This is a genomic window from Paenibacillus sp. UMB7766-LJ446 (genome assembly GCF_030226665.1).
Taxonomy (GTDB): Bacteria; Bacillota; Bacilli; order Paenibacillales; family Paenibacillaceae; genus Paenibacillus; species Paenibacillus vandeheii.
Window position 1 is genome coordinate 135,338 of record NZ_JASOYM010000013.1, and the last position, 17,841, is coordinate 153,178.

Annotated in this window: 17 protein-coding genes; 13 read left to right on the top strand and 4 right to left on the bottom strand. The window is 47.9% G+C overall.

Going from position 1 to position 17,841, the window contains the following annotated elements; genetic code table 11:
- The first annotated feature begins 9 nt into the window (after nt 1-9).
- From QP794_RS26385 to QP794_RS26415, 7 genes are all read left to right on the top strand, one after another.
- Complete coding sequence (locus QP794_RS26385; protein ID WP_285079718.1) at nt 10-1,653, top strand: glycoside hydrolase family 13 protein; 1,644 nt, start codon at nt 10-12, stop codon at nt 1,651-1,653.
- A gap of 366 nt (nt 1,654-2,019) precedes the next feature.
- On the top strand, nt 2,020-3,003 hold the full coding sequence (locus QP794_RS26390; RefSeq protein ID WP_285079719.1) for a zinc-dependent alcohol dehydrogenase family protein: 984 nt from the start codon (nt 2,020-2,022) through the stop codon (nt 3,001-3,003).
- A gap of 171 nt (nt 3,004-3,174) precedes the next feature.
- Entirely contained in the window at nt 3,175-4,011 is an 837-nt protein-coding gene (gene kduI, locus QP794_RS26395) for a 5-dehydro-4-deoxy-D-glucuronate isomerase (protein WP_285079782.1), read from the top strand.
- A 263-nt stretch (nt 4,012-4,274) separates the two neighbouring features.
- Nucleotides 4,275-5,033: a DeoR/GlpR family DNA-binding transcription regulator gene (locus QP794_RS26400; RefSeq protein WP_285079720.1), complete on the top strand. Its 759-nt coding sequence runs from the start codon at nt 4,275-4,277 to the stop codon at nt 5,031-5,033.
- An 83-nt stretch (nt 5,034-5,116) separates the two neighbouring features.
- Nucleotides 5,117-5,869 (top strand): 2-dehydro-3-deoxy-D-gluconate 5-dehydrogenase KduD, encoded by a 753-nt coding sequence (gene kduD, locus QP794_RS26405; RefSeq protein ID WP_053779016.1) that lies wholly within the window; start codon nt 5,117-5,119, stop codon nt 5,867-5,869.
- Nucleotides 5,870-5,904: 35 nt separating this feature from the next.
- Complete coding sequence (locus QP794_RS26410) at nt 5,905-6,750, top strand: sugar phosphate isomerase/epimerase family protein (RefSeq protein ID WP_285079721.1); 846 nt, start codon at nt 5,905-5,907, stop codon at nt 6,748-6,750.
- Nucleotides 6,751-6,999: 249 nt separating this feature from the next.
- The gene (locus QP794_RS26415; protein WP_285079722.1) at nt 7,000-8,307 is read left to right on the top strand and encodes a homocysteine synthase; all 1,308 of its coding nucleotides are present in this window, start codon (nt 7,000-7,002) and stop codon (nt 8,305-8,307) included.
- Nucleotides 8,308-8,400: 93 nt separating this feature from the next.
- Here QP794_RS26415 and QP794_RS26420 read toward each other — a convergent pair whose 3' ends face one another.
- Nucleotides 8,401-8,535, bottom strand: coding sequence for a hypothetical protein (locus QP794_RS26420; protein WP_285079723.1), 135 nt, complete (start codon nt 8,533-8,535; stop codon nt 8,401-8,403).
- A gap of 110 nt (nt 8,536-8,645) precedes the next feature.
- On the opposite strand from QP794_RS26420, the gene QP794_RS26425 reads away from it, so the two are divergent.
- Together QP794_RS26425 and QP794_RS26430 are read left to right on the top strand one after the other, a co-directional pair.
- Nucleotides 8,646-10,658 carry a heavy metal translocating P-type ATPase gene (locus QP794_RS26425; protein ID WP_285079724.1) on the top strand — a complete coding sequence of 671 codons (2,013 nt, stop codon included), beginning with the start codon at nt 8,646-8,648 and terminating at the stop codon, nt 10,656-10,658.
- Nucleotides 10,659-10,900: 242 nt separating this feature from the next.
- A complete protein-coding gene (locus tag QP794_RS26430; RefSeq protein WP_285079725.1) occupies nt 10,901-11,716 on the top strand; it encodes an alpha/beta fold hydrolase in 816 nt (271 codons plus the stop codon).
- A 147-nt stretch (nt 11,717-11,863) separates the two neighbouring features.
- On the opposite strand, the gene QP794_RS26435 is transcribed toward QP794_RS26430, so the two are convergent.
- Nucleotides 11,864-12,595 (bottom strand): ZIP family metal transporter, encoded by a 732-nt coding sequence (locus QP794_RS26435; protein WP_053779008.1) that lies wholly within the window; start codon nt 12,593-12,595, stop codon nt 11,864-11,866.
- 252 nt (nt 12,596-12,847) lie between these two features.
- Here QP794_RS26435 and trxB point away from each other — a divergent pair, with 252 nt between their 5' ends.
- Both trxB and QP794_RS26445 read left to right on the top strand, forming a co-directional pair.
- A complete protein-coding gene (trxB, locus tag QP794_RS26440) occupies nt 12,848-13,789 on the top strand; it encodes a thioredoxin-disulfide reductase (protein WP_024631392.1) in 942 nt (313 codons plus the stop codon).
- 58 nt (nt 13,790-13,847) lie between these two features.
- Nucleotides 13,848-14,078, top strand: a complete 231-nt coding sequence (locus QP794_RS26445; RefSeq protein WP_024631391.1) for a glutaredoxin family protein — start codon at nt 13,848-13,850, stop codon at nt 14,076-14,078.
- A 268-nt stretch (nt 14,079-14,346) separates the two neighbouring features.
- Here the strand turns inward: QP794_RS26445 and QP794_RS26450 are convergent, their stop codons facing one another.
- Together QP794_RS26450 and QP794_RS26455 are read right to left on the bottom strand one after the other, a co-directional pair.
- Nucleotides 14,347-14,544, bottom strand: coding sequence for a hypothetical protein (locus QP794_RS26450; protein WP_053779005.1), 198 nt, complete (start codon nt 14,542-14,544; stop codon nt 14,347-14,349).
- Nucleotides 14,545-14,689: 145 nt separating this feature from the next.
- Nucleotides 14,690-15,856: an ROK family protein gene (locus QP794_RS26455; RefSeq protein ID WP_285079726.1), complete on the bottom strand. Its 1,167-nt coding sequence runs from the start codon at nt 15,854-15,856 to the stop codon at nt 14,690-14,692.
- Nucleotides 15,857-16,056: 200 nt separating this feature from the next.
- Here QP794_RS26455 and xylA point away from each other — a divergent pair, with 200 nt between their 5' ends.
- On the top strand, nt 16,057-17,373 hold the full coding sequence (xylA, locus tag QP794_RS26460; protein WP_024631388.1) for a xylose isomerase: 1,317 nt from the start codon (nt 16,057-16,059) through the stop codon (nt 17,371-17,373).
- 287 nt (nt 17,374-17,660) lie between these two features.
- Nucleotides 17,661-17,810, top strand: a complete 150-nt coding sequence (locus tag QP794_RS26465; protein ID WP_285079727.1) for a hypothetical protein — start codon at nt 17,661-17,663, stop codon at nt 17,808-17,810.
- Nucleotides 17,811-17,841 lie beyond the last annotated feature (31 nt).

The following is a 17,841-nucleotide window of genomic DNA, read 5'->3' on the forward strand; positions in this document are numbered from 1 at the left end:
AGATGCAGCATGAACCGGGCATGGTGGAAAGAAGCGGTTGTGTACCAGGTTTACTGGCGGAGCTTCCTGGATGCGAATGGGGATGGCATCGGGGATTTGCAAGGGTTGATGCTCAAGCTCGACTATATCAAAAGTCTAGGTATTGATGTCATCTGGCTTAATCCCATTTATGAATCGCCGGATAAAGACAACGGGTACGATATCGCTGATTATTACCGCATTATGGCGAAAGCCGGAACGATGGAGCAGTTTAAGCAGTTACTGGACAAGGTCCATGAACTGGGCATGAAGCTCATTATGGATTTGGTGGTTAATCATACATCAGAGCAGCATGCATGGTTTGAGGAATCGCGTTCATCCGTCGATCATCCGAAACGGGACTGGTATATTTGGAAGCCGGGTAAGACGGATGGCCCGCCGAACAACTGGCGTTCCTATTTCGAACCGTCGACATGGACTTATGACGAGCGGACAGGGGAGTATTATTTCCATTCCTTTGCCAAGGAGCAGCCTGATCTGAATTGGGAAAATGCTGAACTGCGTCAGGAGATTTATCGGATGATGCGTTTCTGGCTGGATCAGGGCATTGACGGCTTCCGCATGGATGTCATTAATTTGCTGGCCAAGCTGGAAGGCTTCCCGGATGCGGAGCACCCGGAGCATATTGATTATCTGGGCAATAATCCGGGCATTCATGAATATTTGCAGGAAATGAACCGGGAGGTTCTCCAGCATTATGACATCATGACTGTGGGGGAAATTCCGTTTGTCACACCAGAGGATGGCCTTCTGTATGTGGGGGATAACCGGAAAGAGCTGCATACATTATTCCATTTCCAGGTGGCAGATGACATGCCTACATGGGATCTGGCACGGTACAAGGAAATTCAGGAGAGCTGGTACGAAGCGTTCCGCAATGATGGATGGAACTCCCAGTTCCTGAACAATCACGATCACACGCGACAGGTTTCAAGGTACGGCAATGATGGACAATACCGTGTGGAATCCGCCAAACAATTGGCGACCATGATTCATACCCTTCCGGGCACACCATACATTTTCCAGGGAGAGGAGATCGGCATGACGGGTGTCCGGTTCTCTTCCATTGATGAATATCATGATATTGCCATGAAGAACAAGTATAAGGAAGAACTCGGTAAAGGCCGTGCGCCAGATGAAGTGCTTCGCAGTCTTCAGCCACTGAGCCGGGATAATTCCCGCACACCAATGCAGTGGGACAGCAGCAAGCACGCCGGGTTTACCGAAGGTCAGCCTTGGATGCAGGTGAATCCCAACTACGAAGAAATTAATGTGGAGCGGGATTTAGCCGCGCAGGACTCCATATTTGCATATTATCAGCAACTGATCGCCCTGCGTAAAACGCACGCGGTTATGGTCTATGGAGATTATCGTGACCAATCGGCAGGGGAAGAGCATGTATATGCCTATAGCCGCAGTCTGGATGGAGAGACATGGCTTGTCATTCTCAATCATTCGGATCAGGAGCAGTCCTATCGTCTGCCTGCTTCATTCGCTGATCGAACCACGAATGCCCGCTTGATCATTGGCAATCTGGATCGGTCAACCTCGGATGAGGTTAGTACTGGCACCCTTCGTTTGCTTCCTTACGAGGCGCTTATTTACGCCTTATAAACCATCGCAAGTTACCTGAGCCTGGCGGGGATTTCCCCGTCGGGTTCTTTGATTTATCCCAACTCCAACATGGGGGACAATAGTGTTATATTTTATAGAGTAATCCATTGTATGGTATACGATTATGTGTAAAACTTCCTTGACTTCTTTCTCAGTAATAACGTTTACACTAAATTCGTAAATAGGGTAATCTTTTTCTAGAGAGATCTTCTTTTGAAATTGTGTTAGGGCAGCTTTTTTACTGAAAAGTATTTCTCTTTCAAATCAATCCCTGTTTTGGGGTAAACAACGTTGGTTTATTATCTATTTTATTACATAATATATTTATATTTTTATCTAAGAAAAATGATTTTAGGAGATGCATCAATGAAGACTAAGGTTGTACGTTATTATTGTTTCGGTGAGCCGAACGAAGTGCTGTGTATAGAGGAGAAGGAGTTAGTACCCCCTGGCCCCGGTGAATTAGCAGTGAGGATGAGCGCTCGGCCGATTAATCCCTCAGATGTCATTCCTGTTCGAGGAGCATATCCGCATCGGACTCTGCTGCCAGCTGTTCCTGGGTTCGAGGGAGTGGGTGTAGTGGAGGCAGTAGGACCGGGAGTATCCAATCAAATGTTGGGTCGCCGTGTCCTGCCACTGAAAGGTGAGAACACGTGGCAAGAGGTAGTGAAGACTTTGGATCGACATGCGATTATTGTGCCTGATGATATTCCTGATCAATCGGCAAGTCAGATCTACATTAACCCGATAACAGCTTGGCTGATTTGTACAGATATGCTTCAGCTTACGTATGGGGATACCTTAATTGTCAATGCGGGTGGTTCCGCGCTCGGGCGAATATTTGCGCAACTATCGAAGATTCTGGGATTTCGTATGATTGCGCTCACAAGAAATGATCGACATACTGCTGAGTTATATCGCCTTGGTGCAGTTTCTGTCGTGAATACGATGGAAGAGCTGCTACAGGAGAGAATTGTAGAATTAACGGAGGGGCTTGGCGCTAATGCGGCCGTCGACTGCATTGGAGGGGCAGACGGAGAGCAGCTCGTGAGTTGTTTAAGGCCGCATGGCACGGTAATAAGCGTCGGATTGCTTTCGGGTATCACGCCTATATGGCATGAAATGACCCGAGGAACGCAAGTTAACGTTAAACTCTTTTGGCTAAAGCATTGGGTAGAGCGATGTTCGCAAGAACGATGGGAACAGGTATTTAATGAAGTGATTGAGTTAGTTCGGGAAGGGCGATTAATGATGGCAAACATTGGAGCTACGTATGGGCTGGAAAATGTGAAACAGGCCATTGCAACCGCCGAATCGTGCATCGAGGGAAAGGTGCTTCTATTAAGTTGATGGTATAAAATGTTAAAGTGCTAAAGTATTGGATGTTGATCGTATTATGAGGTTAGCCAATAAATACTGGTTAGCCTTTTTTTTATAAAAAAAAGGTACACAAAAGATACAAAATGAACTAAAATGAACTTATATGAACATTATCTGACTCACGAAAGGAATGGATAAATGATGCAAAACCGATATGCTGCACACCCGAATGAAGTAAAAACGTATGATACTGCCCGTCTGCGCGAGGAATTCTTGATGGAGCAGCTGTTTGCAACAGATGAATTGGTGACGGTATACTCACATGTGGATCGTTATATTGTAGGAACGGCTGTACCTCAGAGCAAGGATATTGCACTTGAAGTGAACCTGAAAGATATCGGAACGAACTTTTTCCTGGAGCGTCGTGAAATCGGTATCATTAATGTTGGGGGCCACGGAACCGTGACAGCTGACGGCCAAGGATACGAAATTGGTGCGAAAGAGTGTCTGTACATCGGCAGAGGTGTAAAAGAAGTTGTATTTAAGAACGGCAACGAACAGCCGGCCCAGTTTTATTTTGTATCCACACCTGCGCACCATACGTATCCTACGCAAAAGGCAACCCAGGAGCAGGCTCAGCCGAACCATCTCGGCAGCATCGAAAGCTCCAATGAACGGACGATCTATCGTTATATCCATCAGGGAGAAGGCGGGATCCAGAGCTGCCAGCTGGTGATGGGCATTACGGAACTCGACAAGGGCAACATGTGGAATACCATGCCTGCACATACCCACAACCGCCGTTCCGAAGTATACTTGTACTGGAACCTGCCGGAAGATGGCATCGTATTCCACATGATGGGCGAGCCAAACGAAACACGGCATCTGGTTGTACGTGACCGTCAGGCAATCATTTCCCCAAGCTGGTCGATCCACAGTGGTGTCGGTACGAGCAGCTATACCTTCTGCTGGGCAATGGCTGGTGAAAACCAGACGTTCGAGGATATGGACGGCGTGGCCATGAAGGACCTGAAATAATAAATTACAAATATCTTTTTAAGTTGAACTCAAGAAGACATGAGAACGGAGGGGACAGAAAGGACCTGAAGAAGCGAAGCTAAAAGCTTTCTGGAAAGAAAGCTGCTTCGGAAGCATAAGCTTGCCTTTATCACCGGATTTTCCCCTTGAAGAAGGGGATCAAAAAAATCTGGGGATAAGAGCGATCGGAAGGTTTTCTGTACCTGAAGTGTTATGTGTTAAACTTGTTACCTTAATAAAGATGTATAGGAAGTTGATCTGTGATGAATCCATTGAAAAGACATGAAAAAATTATGGAGGCTCTGCTGGAACGGCAGGAAGTCACCGTCAGTGATCTGAGTGAGCTGCTGCAGGTGACGGGCAAGACCGTACGGGAGGATCTCGATAAGCTGGAAGGCATGGGATTGCTCGTACGTGTCCATGGAGGGGCGATGCTGGCTCAGAACGATCAGTATGGCATCCTTACTAGTCGCGGGGCTACGGAAAAGCATCATTCGGAGAAAACGGAGATTGCCGAGCGAGCTCTTGCGTATATCCGCCCAGGAGATATTGTTGCGTTGGACGGCGGAAGCACCACACTGGAGATGGCGAAGCGCCTGGACAATCAATCGATTACTGTGGTTACCAATGATCTGTTCATCATTGCGGAGCTGACCAAAAAGGAACAGGTGCGGCTGGTTGTGCCCGGCGGAGCGAGAGTGCGCAATATGCTGGTGGGAGACGATACGGCGGCCTTCATTTCCGGGCTTAACATTCATAAAGCGTTTATCTCAACGACGGCACTTCATCCGGAATTTGGACTTTCCATATATACAGGTGATCTGGTTCCACTGAAAAAAGCAATGATCTCTGCTTCTCAGCATGTCTATGGCGTCGTGGATCATTATAAATTCGGACAATTTGCCCTTCGGACCTTTGCACACTGTTCGGAGCTGGATTGTATCATCAGCGACAGTAGCCTAGATGAGGAAACAGCAGCCCTATACAGGCAAAATGGCATCGAAGTGGATTATCAGAGCTGACCTTCAGTTCCACAGTGGTTACGTGACTGCCGAAGCTGAAGAACAGGGTTTGTATACCAATTAAGCATGCGGAGGAATCATTCATGAACCCATTTGATTTAAGCGGACAAGTTGCACTTGTCACTGGTACATCAGGAGGACTGGGGCAAGGAATGGCGATTGGCCTTGCTGAAGCCGGGGCAGATGTTGTGCTGGTGTCTTACTCCAATCCATCGGAAACAGCACGTGCCATTGAAGCTCTCGGACGTAAAGCCTATGTGATTGAAGCTGATTTGAGCCGTGAGGATGAACTGACCGGGGTGTTTGAGAAGGCATTAGCCTTTCAGGGAAGAATCGATATTCTGGTCAACAATGCGGGAATTATTCGTCGCACGCCTGCAGCTGACCACGGACAACAGGATTGGCATGATGTCATTGGTCTTAACCTGAATACGGTATTTTTCCTGAGCCAATTGGCTGGCAGACATATGATTGAACGCGGGAGCGGCAAAATCATCAACATTGCATCCATGCTGTCCTATCAGGGCGGAATTAACGTACCGGGATACACGGCCAGTAAACATGGGGTAGCCGGTTTAACGAAAGCACTCGCGAATGAATGGGCAGGCAAAGGCGTTCAGATCAACGGGATTGCACCAGGCTATATGGAAACAGACAATACAACTCAGATTCGCGCCGATGAAAATCGTTACCGTGACATCACGGCACGGATTCCGGCTGGTCGCTGGGGAACACCTGAGGATCTGAAAGGACCGGTGGTATTCCTGGCATCGGCGGCTTCGGATTATTTGAATGGTCACGTACTGAATGTGGATGGCGGCTGGATGGCTCGTTAAACCTGCGAGCGTCCGATTGCAAAGGAGGCAGTGACATGAAACTTGGTATTCTTGCGCATACGTTTGGTAAGCAGCCTACAGCACAGCTTGCACAGACCATCGCGGATAACGGATTTAATTCGATACAGCTGGCATTAGCCAAGGCGTTGTCGGATGTGGATTCAGCCAATGGCAAGCTGAGCCCTGGACTGGCGAATGAGATCGGCGATCAATTCGCACAGCGCGGGGTCAAGATTGCGGTACTAGGTTGCTACATTAACCCGATTGATCCTGATCCGGTGGCCCGTCGTGCAGACATTGATCGATTCAAGGAGCATCTGCGCTATGCCAGGGATTTTGGTTGCAGTATGGTGGCAACGGAGACCGGCGGCCTGGATACGTATCGCGATACTCATCCGGATGGATATGAAGAAAAGGCGTGGTCGGTGCTGAGGGAGACGGTAGAGGAACTGGCGGAAGAGGCAGAAAAGTGGGGCGTTCATGCGGCGATTGAGCCTGTGTCAACCCATACGCTGCATACGTGTGAACATATGATCCGCCTGTTTGAAGAAATTCCTTCATCCAATCTAGGCATGCTGTTCGATCCGTGTAATTTGATCAAACAGCCGCATGTGGCTAACCAGTCTGCATTCCTGCGTGAAGTGATGGAATCCCTGTATCAGCGCATCATTGTCATTCACGCCAAAGACGTGGCTTTCAATGCGCAAGGGGAGAAGTTCAATCCTGTGCCCGGCGAGGGCATTTTGGATTATCCGTTATTTTTTGAACTGTTAAAGACCTATAAACCACACATCGATATTTCACTAGAAGGGGTAACGGCGGAAGAAGCTGTTCCAGCGGCCAAGCATTTACGTGAGATATGGAGTGGGGTTCGGGTATAAACGGTAATGAGTGGGGCATCAGTCCAGCAGGTGATAGTTTGCAAAAAATCAGGAAAACCTTTGCTCCTGCAAAGGTTTTTTTGGTATAGCGTTCGTAGGTTATCCATAATTAACATTTCTCATCGGAAAAATCGGAAATAATTCTTTTCAAAAACGTCATCTTGTGAGAGAATATGGAAAACATACGCCACCATGCCATGACATCTAGGGATTTGCCAAACCGTATAAGTTAAGGGAGGAAACAGATTTATGTCAAACGAACGTGAGCTTTCATTTGAAACATTGGCAATTCATGCAGGCCAGGAGATTGATCCGACCACCCATGCACGTGCTGTACCGTTGTACCAAACAACATCCTACGGATTCCGTGATACGGAGCATGCAGCCAATCTGTTTGGATTGAAAGAGTTTGGCAACATCTATACCCGTCTGATGAATCCGACCACGGATGTGTTCGAACAACGTATCGCTGCGCTTGAGGGAGGCGCTGGTGCTTTGGCTACTGCTTCTGGTCAGGCAGCGATTACGTTCTCCCTCTTAAATATCGCAGGTGCCGGAGATGAGATTGTTTCCGCAGCAAGTCTGTATGGTGGAACGTACAATCTATTCTCAACCACACTACCGAAACTTGGCCTGGATGTAAAGTTTGTAGATTCCAGCGATCCGGAAAATTTCCGGGCGGCGATTACGGATAAGACCAAAGCATTGTACGCGGAAACGATCGGTAATCCGCAAGGCAACGTACTGGACATTGAAGCCGTGGCAGCTATTGCTCATGAACATGGCATTCCTTTGATTGTAGACAACACATTCCCAAGTCCATATCTGCTTCGTCCAATTGAGCATGGAGCTGATATTGTCGTTCATTCGGCCACCAAGTTTATTGGCGGTCACGGTACATCCATTGGTGGTGTTATTGTGGACAGCGGCAAATTCGACTGGAAAGCGAGCGGCAAGTTCCCGGGACTGACGGAGCCGGATTCCAGCTATCATGGTGTCGTGTATACGGAAGTGGTTGGACCAATTGCATATATTATCAAAGCTCGTGTGCAATTGCTGCGTGACTTTGGTGCTACGATCTCACCTTTCAATTCATGGTTGCTCATTCAAGGACTGGAGACACTGCATCTGCGTGTAGAACGTCATAGCAGCAACGCGCTGGCTGTGGCGCAATATCTGGAGAAGCATGAGGATGTGGAATGGGTCAGCTACGCAGGTCTCACGAGTCACCCTTCCTATGAGCTGGCACAGAAGTATTTGCCGAAAGGCCAGGGAGCCATTCTGACCTTTGGTATCAAAGGCGGCGTGGACGCGGGTCGCAAATTAATTGAGAGTGTCAAACTGTTCTCTCACCTTGCTAACGTGGGTGACTCCAAGTCATTGATTATCCACCCGGCAAGTACGACGCACCAACAGCTGACAGAAGATGAGCAGACTGCAGCAGGTGTTAATCCGGAGCTGATTCGTTTATCTGTGGGTACAGAGAATGTTCAGGATATTCTTTACGATCTGGAGCAAGCCATTAAAGCAAGTCAGCAATCAAGCGTTAGTGTTTAATTCATAACGTTAATAAATTAAATTCACACGGGCCGCTTGTCCTTATGGACGAGTGGCTTTTTTTATTTTACACCGAAGGTGGGGAATACCCATTTACAAATGCATAGCACAGGCATATAATAAAGCAAAAGTTGTATTGGGTAAAAATAATTGCATAAGTACAAAAATGATTATCATTCTCATTTGATTGCCATGCTGCTGCGGGATTCCCGCAGCAGCATGTGCCATTTTTAGGGCATTAACAATGGCTCTCATTCTCAATACGACAACATTTCAGGGAACATGGCTGCATTAAAATGCAGTCCACAACCCGATATTCAGAAAGGATTGTGATTCATATGCAAGCGGTACACCAACCCGTTCAAACGAAAGCAAAAGCTGAACAACGTTCAGCGAATACACCCGGTCCAGGCCGGGGACGCAAACCTGACTTTCGGGCCATGCTGCGCAACAAGGAAATGCAAGCTGCTCTGGGCAGTGGGCTTTTGATGCTCATCGCGTGGGCAACAGCATCGTGGTCCGACCCCGTATCTGTAGTGTTATATATTGTTGCTTATGCGATAGGTGGATGGACCAAGGCTAAAGAAGGCATAGAAACATTGGTCAAGGATCGTGACCTCGATGTCAATCTGCTTATGATTGCAGCATCGCTCGGAGCGGCAGCCATTGGCTACTGGAATGAAGGTGCCATGCTGATCTTTATTTTCGCGTTAAGTGGTGCACTGGAAAGTTATGCAACGGAGCGCAGTCACAAGGATATTTCTTCGCTGCTGGCGCTCAAACCGGAAACGGCGCTGCGGATTGAGGACGGGAACATGAATCTAGTATCCATCGAAGATTTGCAGCCTGGCGATCTGTTATTGGTCAAACCAGGCGAGCTAGTTCCGGCAGATGGCGTGGTGTTTCGTGGGAGCTCTTTTATCAATCAGGCCTCGATTACAGGAGAATCCTTACCGGTGGATAAAGCCGCTGGTGACGAAGTATTTGCAGGTACTGTGAACGGCGAAGGTGCTCTGTATGTGGAGGTAACTAAATCCGCTGAAGGATCGTTGTTTGGAAAAATCATTAAACTGGTGGAAGAGGCGCAGACGGAAGTGCCAGATTCCCAACGCTTTATTGAACGATTCGAGGGGATATACGCCCGTATTGTTGTCGCTGTAACGTTGTTGGTCATTGGGGGAATGCCGTTATTGCTTGGCTGGACATGGAATGACGCATTTTACAAAGCCATGGTCTTTCTGGTGGTGGCTTCACCTTGTGCACTGGTCTCTTCCATAATGCCGGTCATGTTATCAGCCATGTCCAGCAGTGCGCGTCGCGGTATTCTGTTCAAGGGTGGTGCTCATGTGGAGAACATGGCCCAGACCCGGGTGGTTGCTTTTGATAAAACGGGGACGTTGACGATGGGCACACCACAGGTAACGGACATTGTAACCGCAGAAGGCTATGACCGGGCACAGCTGCTAGGTGCGATAGCCGCCATTGAGAACCTTTCGATGCATCCGCTGGCTCGTGCCATTGTGGAACAAGCGACCAAGGAGGACATCGTACTCCCGATTGCCGAACAGGTTCAGGCTCTGACAGGCTGGGGAATTGAGGGAAACGTAGACGGTGTTCTCTGGAAAATTGGCAAAACGGACGTCATTGATTCAATAGGGTCGGAGAATGTGAGATACGGAAACGACAATCAGAATGGATTAGGCGAGCAAGCGGTGAAAGACGCTTCTGTATGGAAGGATATTCGCTCCCGTATGGAGGGAGAAGGCAAAACGGTGTCGGTTGTAACAGCGAACGGGGAATTGGCAGGACTAATTGCGTTGAGGGATACAGTTCGGCCACAAGCGGCCGCCGCGGTGAAGAGGCTGGAAGCCATGGGCGTGAAAGTAGCGATGTTGACAGGCGACCGCCCTGAATCAGCAGCAGTGATCGCCCGTGAAACAGGCGTGAGCCTGGTATATGCAGGTTTGCTGCCCGAAGATAAAGTGAAACAGGTGCATTTGCTTCGTGAACAGTATGGGCAAGTGTTGATGGTTGGGGATGGCGTAAATGATGCGCCTGCACTTGCGGCGGCAACGGTTGGTATGGGCATGGGTGTATCAGGCAGTGGTACAGCACTGGAAGTGGCGGATGTGGTGCTGATGAATGACAATATTGAAGAGATCGCCTGGGTGATCAGGCAGGCTCGCCGGGCACAGCGGACGGTGAAGCAGAATATGTTTTTTGCCATTACGGTTATTCTTACGCTGATTGCGGGCAATTTTCTGCAGGACGTTGCATTGCCATTGGGTGTGGTAGGCCATGAAGGCAGCACAATTCTGGTTATTCTGAACGGGTTGAGATTGCTGCGCTAATGAGAAGAGGTAAGAAGAAGTTTACGTCTAGGACGGTGCTTCCTCAATTAATGAAGCTTAATTCAGCGTTTGAATCTCAAGTCAACGGGTAATGATTCAAAAGAGAAGATTCTAGATGGGCGTTATGAATGGAACAGACTTATAGAGCGTTTATTCTATTGAAGATTAACCATATAAAATTTTAATCGCACAGACTGGCCGTTTGCCGCTGTAACGATTTGACGATGAGGGAGCTGTTCAATATGGGGCGTTACGTACAAGTGGAACCGAATGTGAGTATATTTGTTGAAGAAATTGGTGAAGGAACACCGGTTATCTTTTTGCACGGCTGGCCCGTCAATTATAAAATGTTCGAGTATCAATTAAATGTATTGCCGAATCAGGGTATTCGTGCGATTGCCATCGATTTCAGAGGTTACGGCAAATCGGATAAACCTTCGACAGGGTATGATTATGACCGCATGGCGGACGATGTTCGTGCCGTGATTGATGACCTGCAACTGACGGACGCTGTACTTGCAGGCTTCTCCATGGGTGGAGCGATTGCCGTGCATTATATGGCCCGCCATGCGGGACATGGTGTATCCAAGCTGGCGCTATTGTCAGCGGCGGCACCGGTGTTCACACAGCGCGAAGGTTATCCGTATGGATTGCCTCCGGCGCAGCTGACCGAGCAGATTATCGAGCCGATCTTCGCAGATCGTCCGAAGCTGTTGGAGACGTTTGGCGGTATGTTTTTCGCGAAGCAGCACAGCCAGCCGTTCATGGATTGGTTCCATGCTTTGGGCATGGAAGCCTCATCTTACGGCACGATTAACAGTGCAATTGCACTGCGGGATGAGGATTTGCGCGGGGATCTGAGTTCGATTCAGGTGCCAACAGCCATTTTGCACGGGAAAAAGGATGAGATTTGTCCGTTTGAGTTCGCCGAGGAGATGCATAAAGGCATTGCCGGTTCTCAATTGATTGCTTTTGAGGAGAGTGGTCACGGGGCATTCTATGATGAATTGGAAAAATTCAATGCTGAATTGATTCGATTTATCAAATCCGGCTTGTAATGGTCAAACGATCTTTACAGATCGTTCCAACGATTTCATTCAATCTTCATTTGTGAACAAAAAAAGAACCTGGAAGTTCAGCGAGCCGCTGTCCTTTCAGGTTTTTTTGCCGTCCATCGTTTTGTTTATGTGAGGGCTGTTCCTTCATTAGAAAAGTTCAGTCAGGCCAATCATCGTGATCAGTCCGAGCAAAAAGGAAACCGTTGCTGCCCGCGCATTGCCATCGCCATGGCTTTCGGGAATCAGCTCCTTGTACACGATGAACATCATTGCGCCCGCAGCAAAGGCAAGACCATAAGGGACCAGACCGGATACCAGACTACTGAGTGTGTAACCAATCATGGCTGTAACAATCTCAACTGCACCCGTCAGCGTGGCGATGCCGAGCGCCTTGAAGCGACCGATGTTCTGATTGACAAGGAAAAGGGCAACCAGGAATCCTTCCGGCGCATTCTGCAATCCAATGGAAAAGGCTATCAGATTGCCAAGTCCTGCGTCACTGCTCGCGTAGCTGACACCTACTGATAGCCCTTCGGGCAGGTTATGCATGGTGATGGCTGCAATGATCATGAAGGCTTTGGCTTCAATTTTGAAAGGCATCTTCTCGGGATTTTCAAGATCCACATGTGGAATCTTCATCTCAAGCACAAGCAGGACCATGCTGCCGAGCATAATACCGAGGGCTAGTACGAACAGATTGGATTGCCCGAGCGCTTCCGGAATGAGATTGTACACCGAGGCAGAGGTCATGATGCCTGCTGCGTAAGCAAGCAAAATATCACGCAGACGGTGGGTTACTTTGCGCATAAATAGAATAGGTATGGCCCCAAGGCCGGTAGACATGGCTGAGATAAAGCTGCCAATGAGTGCATCGTTCATGCTTCCATTTTCCCTCCTGATGAAGACTTCTTCATAATCGCTGCCGAGCATTGACACCGTACATAAAAGCGCTCATAATGAACAACAGATTAGAATGATTATAAATTAGAATTCCGTTTCTGCATAGGTTAATTGTCATAATAGGCAGGTCAAGTGGACATGATCTAGGCTTTTGTTCTAGTGTATGCAAAAGCAATTGCTTTTGATGCCGGAGAGCCTGACCTTTTGCAGAACCCGGGGGAGGAACTATACATGTATAAATCAATTATTATTGGAACAGGCCCTGCAGGGCTGACAGCAGCAATCTATCTGGCACGTGCTAACTTGAATCCACTCGTTATTGAAGGACCGCAACCTGGTGGTCAACTGACAACAACAACCGAAGTGGAGAACTTCCCAGGTTTCCCTGACGGCATCATGGGTCCTGAACTGATGGACAATATGCGTAAACAAGCAGAACGCTTCGGTGCAGAATTCCGTACAGGCTGGGTAAACAACATCGATATGAGCGAGCGTCCATTCAAGGTTCAGGTAGAAGGCATGGGTGAGCTTGTATCGGAAACCTTGATCCTGTCTACAGGCGCTTCTGCTAAATACCTCGGTATTCCTGGCGAAGAAACGAATGTGGGCCGTGGTGTCAGCACTTGTGCGACATGTGACGGATTCTTCTTCCGCAACAAAGAAATCATCGTTATTGGCGGTGGCGACTCCGCGCTGGAGGAAGCGAGCTTCCTGTCCCGTTTCGGTTCCAAAGTAACCCTGGTACACCGTCGTGAAGAATTGCGTGGTTCCAAAATCATGCAGGATCGTGCACGCAGCAACGAGAAAGTGGAGATGGCATTGAACCGTACCCCTCTTGAAGTGCTGGCTGGCGACAACGGCGTAACTGGATTGAAAGTACTGAACAACGAAACAGGTGTAGAAGAAATCATCCCGGCTAGTGGTGTATTCGTAGCGATTGGTCACACACCAAACACTGGATTCCTGGGCGGACAGATCACAACCGATGAGCACGGTTATATTCTGACTACACCGGGCACATCCGAGACGAATATCCCAGGCGTATTTGCTTGTGGTGACGTACAGGATACCCGTTACAAACAAGCGATTACAGCAGCAGGTAGTGGATGTATGGCTGCGATGGATACAGAGAAATATATTGAAAGCTTGGAGCACAGCGCAGTAGTCCTGTAAGGGAAGAGCTGTATATATCAATAGATTAGTCTATAAAAAAAATATGAGGTGAATAAACATGGAAAACGTAATTGTATACACATCAACCAACTGCCCAAACTGCAAATCGGTAAAAAGCTTCTTGGCTGACAAAGGCATCTCTTATGAAGAGCGCAATATCGAGACAAGCGACGAGTTCGCACAACAAGTATGGGATATGGGCGTACGTGCCGTGCCTCTGACTGTTATTGGTGAACACCGCATTCTGGGTATGAACAAAACCCAATTTGCCAAAGCGCTGGACGCTTAATTTACCCTCATAGGGTAAGTTCAAGTCACATGGAGCTATTCCGGTTCGCGCGAGCCGTTTGAATATATATTGGGGGAGCCTTGGTCCAGAACTGGACTAAGGCTTCTTTTATTTGAATTAGGTAGTTCATCACACTGAATGGTCTAGTGAAATTCAACCCGTCTGCATGATGAAAAATCCCCTTTCACAGCTACAACAGAGCACATGTTTCATGAACTCTTTTGTGGGTGTAAAAGGGGATTTGACATTAAAACCATACCTATTTTATCTAAAAAAAGATACTCATAAAGGTCTGAAATACAACATACACCAGTACGCCTGACAGCATGTACATGAAACCAGCCTTCTTTTTGCTCTGAAACAATCGAAGTATGCCAAGGCTGAACAGCGGCGCAAGCACGATCAGGAACAGGAGTACGGTGACAAACATTTGCGCCGAGATATCTGAAGTATCCACGTAGGTCACGAATTTTCACTCCGTTTCGTTATCGGAATTAACACAGCGACATTCATGCCGCGATGACAAAAATCACATAACCCTATTATACCTCTGGATTTCTTTAACAAAAAGGGAGGAAATGGGGCAAAATGATGTCAATTTTCATCGATTATTAGACGGAAACTCTTATTTTTCCTAAAAATTGGGAAATTGCTGAGTAAGCGGCACCAACACGTGTGGACCGACTACCCAGGGCTGCCCATTCAATCTGCAAACTGCGGCGATGATAGGGCAAAGTGCGCTCCTCCACCACTTGTTTGAGCGTCGTTTCAATCCATGGTCCTGCTTCAGAAAGAGGGCCACCGATAATGATACGCTCCGGGTTGAAGCTGTTGACAATATTGGTGATGCCCACGCCTAGTTTACGGCCGATTTCTTGGTACAGCTTCAATACATCTTCATCGCCTTGCTGTGCATAATCAATTAATTCCCGTGTGGTATGTGCTGGCAAAATCAACTGATGATCGGGGTGCTCATAAGCTTTCTCCGAAGCATATAACTCCCAGCAACCACGATTGCCACAGGAGCAAGGTCTGCCCTCTGCTTCAATGGACATATGGCCTGTTTCTCCCGCATATCCCCAGGCTCCTTTGTACAACTCGCCATCCACCATAATGCCTGAACCAATCCCGATGCCTGCGCTGATATAGATCAGATGACGTACTCCGATGCCTGCACCAAAATTTAATTCTCCATGCGCACCTGCATTGGCTTCATTATCGATCGTTACTGGCAGCTCGAATGCTTCTTCCAGCATGGCACGCAGGGGGACTTTCTCCCACCCCAGGTTGGGTGCAAACAGTACCGTTCCTTCCTCGTCCACCATGCCCGGCACCCCGATACCAATGCCAATTACTCCGTGAGGGGAGGGAGGGGCCGCATGTATCAGATTTTCTGCGGCAAGCTTCAACTGTTCAAATACAGAGGACACATCATGATGTTCCAGCTTAACGGCGTACTCTGTCATAATATGACCTTCCAGATCGGTAAGCACACCCTTTAAGTGGGTCACGCTGAGCTCCAAACCTACGGCATATCCCGCTGTACCCCGAAATAGCAGCATCAGAGGTTTGCGTCCACCGCTGGATTCCCCAGGCCCAATCTCCTGCAAGAGCTCATCATTGATCAGATCGGCAACCAGATTGGATACCGTGGCTTTATTCAGTCCTGTAATCTCGGATACCCGAGCACGGGAGAGGGGGGCATAACGACGAATCGTATCCAGGACGATCGACTTGTTTATTTTTTTGACCAGCATCTGGTCTCCGGTAATTTTCATATCCATTAGGCACTCCTATTCTTCTATAAAAGGGTTCAGACCCGCTTTCCGTAAACAAGCTATTCGACTATTATAGCGTAAACAAACGAGCAAAAAACATTTTTATTTTTACTTTGTTTAACCAATAGACAAAGTATAACCGATGTGATAGGATAACGTTGTAAACGATTACTTTTAAAACTATTGAGGAGGCATTATACATGGCCTATTTTGAATCCGTTAATAAAATTGCATTTGAAGGTAAAGATTCCACGAATCCATTTGCTTTTAAACATTATAATCCGGAAGAAGTTGTCGCTGGGAAATCAATGGAAGAGCACTTCCGTTTCGGCATGGCTTACTGGCATACATTAACAGCGGGTGGTAGTGACCCGTTTGGTGCGGAAACTGCTGTTCGTTCTTGGGATAAATACTCCGGTCTGGACCTCGCGAAAGTACGCGTGGAAGCGGCATTTGAATTTTTGGAAAAAATGAATCTCCCGTTCTTCTGTTTCCACGATGTAGACATCGCACCAGAAGGCAACAGCCTGCGTGAGTTCTACAGCAACATCGATACGATCGTAGACCTGATTGAAGGTCACATGAAATCCAGCGGCAAAAAACTGCTTTGGAACACAGCGAACATGTTCTCCAACCCGCGCTTTATGTTTGGTGCAGCTTCCACTTGCAACGCAGACGTGTACGCTCATGCTGCAGCGCAAATCAAGAAAGGTCTGGAAGTGGGTAAACGTCTGGGCGCAGAAAACTATGTGTTCTGGGGCGGTCGTGAAGGTTATGACACATTGCTCAACACAGACATGCAGCTGGAGCAAGACAACATTGCCCGCATGTTCCACATGGCAGTAGATTACGCGAAAGAAATTGGCTTTGATGCACAATTCCTGATCGAGCCTAAACCGAAAGAGCCAACCAAGCACCAATATGACTATGATGCAGCAACTTCCATTGCATTCCTGCAAAAATACGGTTTGGACAAACATTTCAAACTGAACCTGGAAGCTAACCATGCTACACTGGCTGGTCACACCTTCGATCACGAGATCCGCGTTGCCCGTACAAACGGCATGCTCGGTTCGCTCGATGCCAACCAAGGCGACATGCTGATCGGTTGGGATACGGATGAGTTCCCGGTTGATATGTACGATGCTACATTGACGATGTACGAAGTATTGAAAAACGGCGGTATCGGCCGTGGTGGTGTGAACTTCGACGCCAAAGTACGTCGTGGTTCCTTCGAAGCAGACGATCTGTTCCTGGCACACATCGCAGGCATGGATACGTATGCTAAAGGTCTGAAAGTAGCAGCGAAATTGATTGAAGATCGCGTGTTCGATGACTTCATCGAAAAACGTTACAGCAGCTTCAGCGAAGGTATCGGTGCAGATGTGGTTGCGGGTAAAGCAACACTGGCTTCCCTTGCAGAGTACGCGCTGAACAACGAAAGCCCACGCAAAAACCAATCCGGACGTCAGGAATTGCTGAGAGCGAAACTCAACCAATACATCCTGGCTGACTAATATCAGAATTCACCTGTGCAAGGCAGACATGATGTGTAACCATGCCTGCCCTGTATAAGTATAAGCTTGTACCACGGAACGCCTGAACAAGCATGACATTCAGACCGTTCCCGACTTTCCCCTGGGAAGGCGGGGGCGGTTTTTTGATACCTGAGTCCTTGATACACGAGTGACCTACATTCGTATCAAGGTTTCATTTATAACCAATGACGAATCAAGGTCAATGGATCAATCTTTTCGCTATAAGAACGAGTACGTTTTTACTTTGATATAAATGTTTGTCTAAGATGTTGCATGCAGAACGGAGTGAGCAGAAAGGACCCGAGGAAGCGGAGCGTGCGCATTTATCCCCGGATTTCACCCTTGGAAAAGGGTATAAAGGAAATCCGGGGGTAACGGCGATCCGAGGGTTTTCTGATCACGGAGTGGCCACATGAGCATCAAGGTTTCATTTATACAATCCTGTTA

Coding starts and splice junctions, on each gene's coding strand:
- QP794_RS26385 (WP_285079718.1), top strand. CDS start 10: ATGAACCGGGCATGGTGGAAAGAAGCGGTTGTGTACCAGGTTTACTGG.
- QP794_RS26390 (WP_285079719.1), top strand. CDS start 2,020: ATGAAGACTAAGGTTGTACGTTATTATTGTTTCGGTGAGCCGAACGAA.
- kduI (WP_285079782.1), top strand. CDS start 3,175: ATGCAAAACCGATATGCTGCACACCCGAATGAAGTAAAAACGTATGAT.
- QP794_RS26400 (WP_285079720.1), top strand. CDS start 4,275: ATGAATCCATTGAAAAGACATGAAAAAATTATGGAGGCTCTGCTGGAA.
- kduD (WP_053779016.1), top strand. CDS start 5,117: ATGAACCCATTTGATTTAAGCGGACAAGTTGCACTTGTCACTGGTACA.
- QP794_RS26410 (WP_285079721.1), top strand. CDS start 5,905: ATGAAACTTGGTATTCTTGCGCATACGTTTGGTAAGCAGCCTACAGCA.
- QP794_RS26415 (WP_285079722.1), top strand. CDS start 7,000: ATGTCAAACGAACGTGAGCTTTCATTTGAAACATTGGCAATTCATGCA.
- QP794_RS26420 (WP_285079723.1), bottom strand. CDS start 8,535: ATGGCACATGCTGCTGCGGGAATCCCGCAGCAGCATGGCAATCAAATG.
- QP794_RS26425 (WP_285079724.1), top strand. CDS start 8,646: ATGCAAGCGGTACACCAACCCGTTCAAACGAAAGCAAAAGCTGAACAA.
- QP794_RS26430 (WP_285079725.1), top strand. CDS start 10,901: ATGGGGCGTTACGTACAAGTGGAACCGAATGTGAGTATATTTGTTGAA.
- QP794_RS26435 (WP_053779008.1), bottom strand. CDS start 12,595: ATGAACGATGCACTCATTGGCAGCTTTATCTCAGCCATGTCTACCGGC.
- trxB (WP_024631392.1), top strand. CDS start 12,848: ATGTATAAATCAATTATTATTGGAACAGGCCCTGCAGGGCTGACAGCA.
- QP794_RS26445 (WP_024631391.1), top strand. CDS start 13,848: ATGGAAAACGTAATTGTATACACATCAACCAACTGCCCAAACTGCAAA.
- QP794_RS26455 (WP_285079726.1), bottom strand. CDS start 15,856: ATGAAAATTACCGGAGACCAGATGCTGGTCAAAAAAATAAACAAGTCG.
- xylA (WP_024631388.1), top strand. CDS start 16,057: ATGGCCTATTTTGAATCCGTTAATAAAATTGCATTTGAAGGTAAAGAT.
- QP794_RS26465 (WP_285079727.1), top strand. CDS start 17,661: ATGTTGCATGCAGAACGGAGTGAGCAGAAAGGACCCGAGGAAGCGGAG.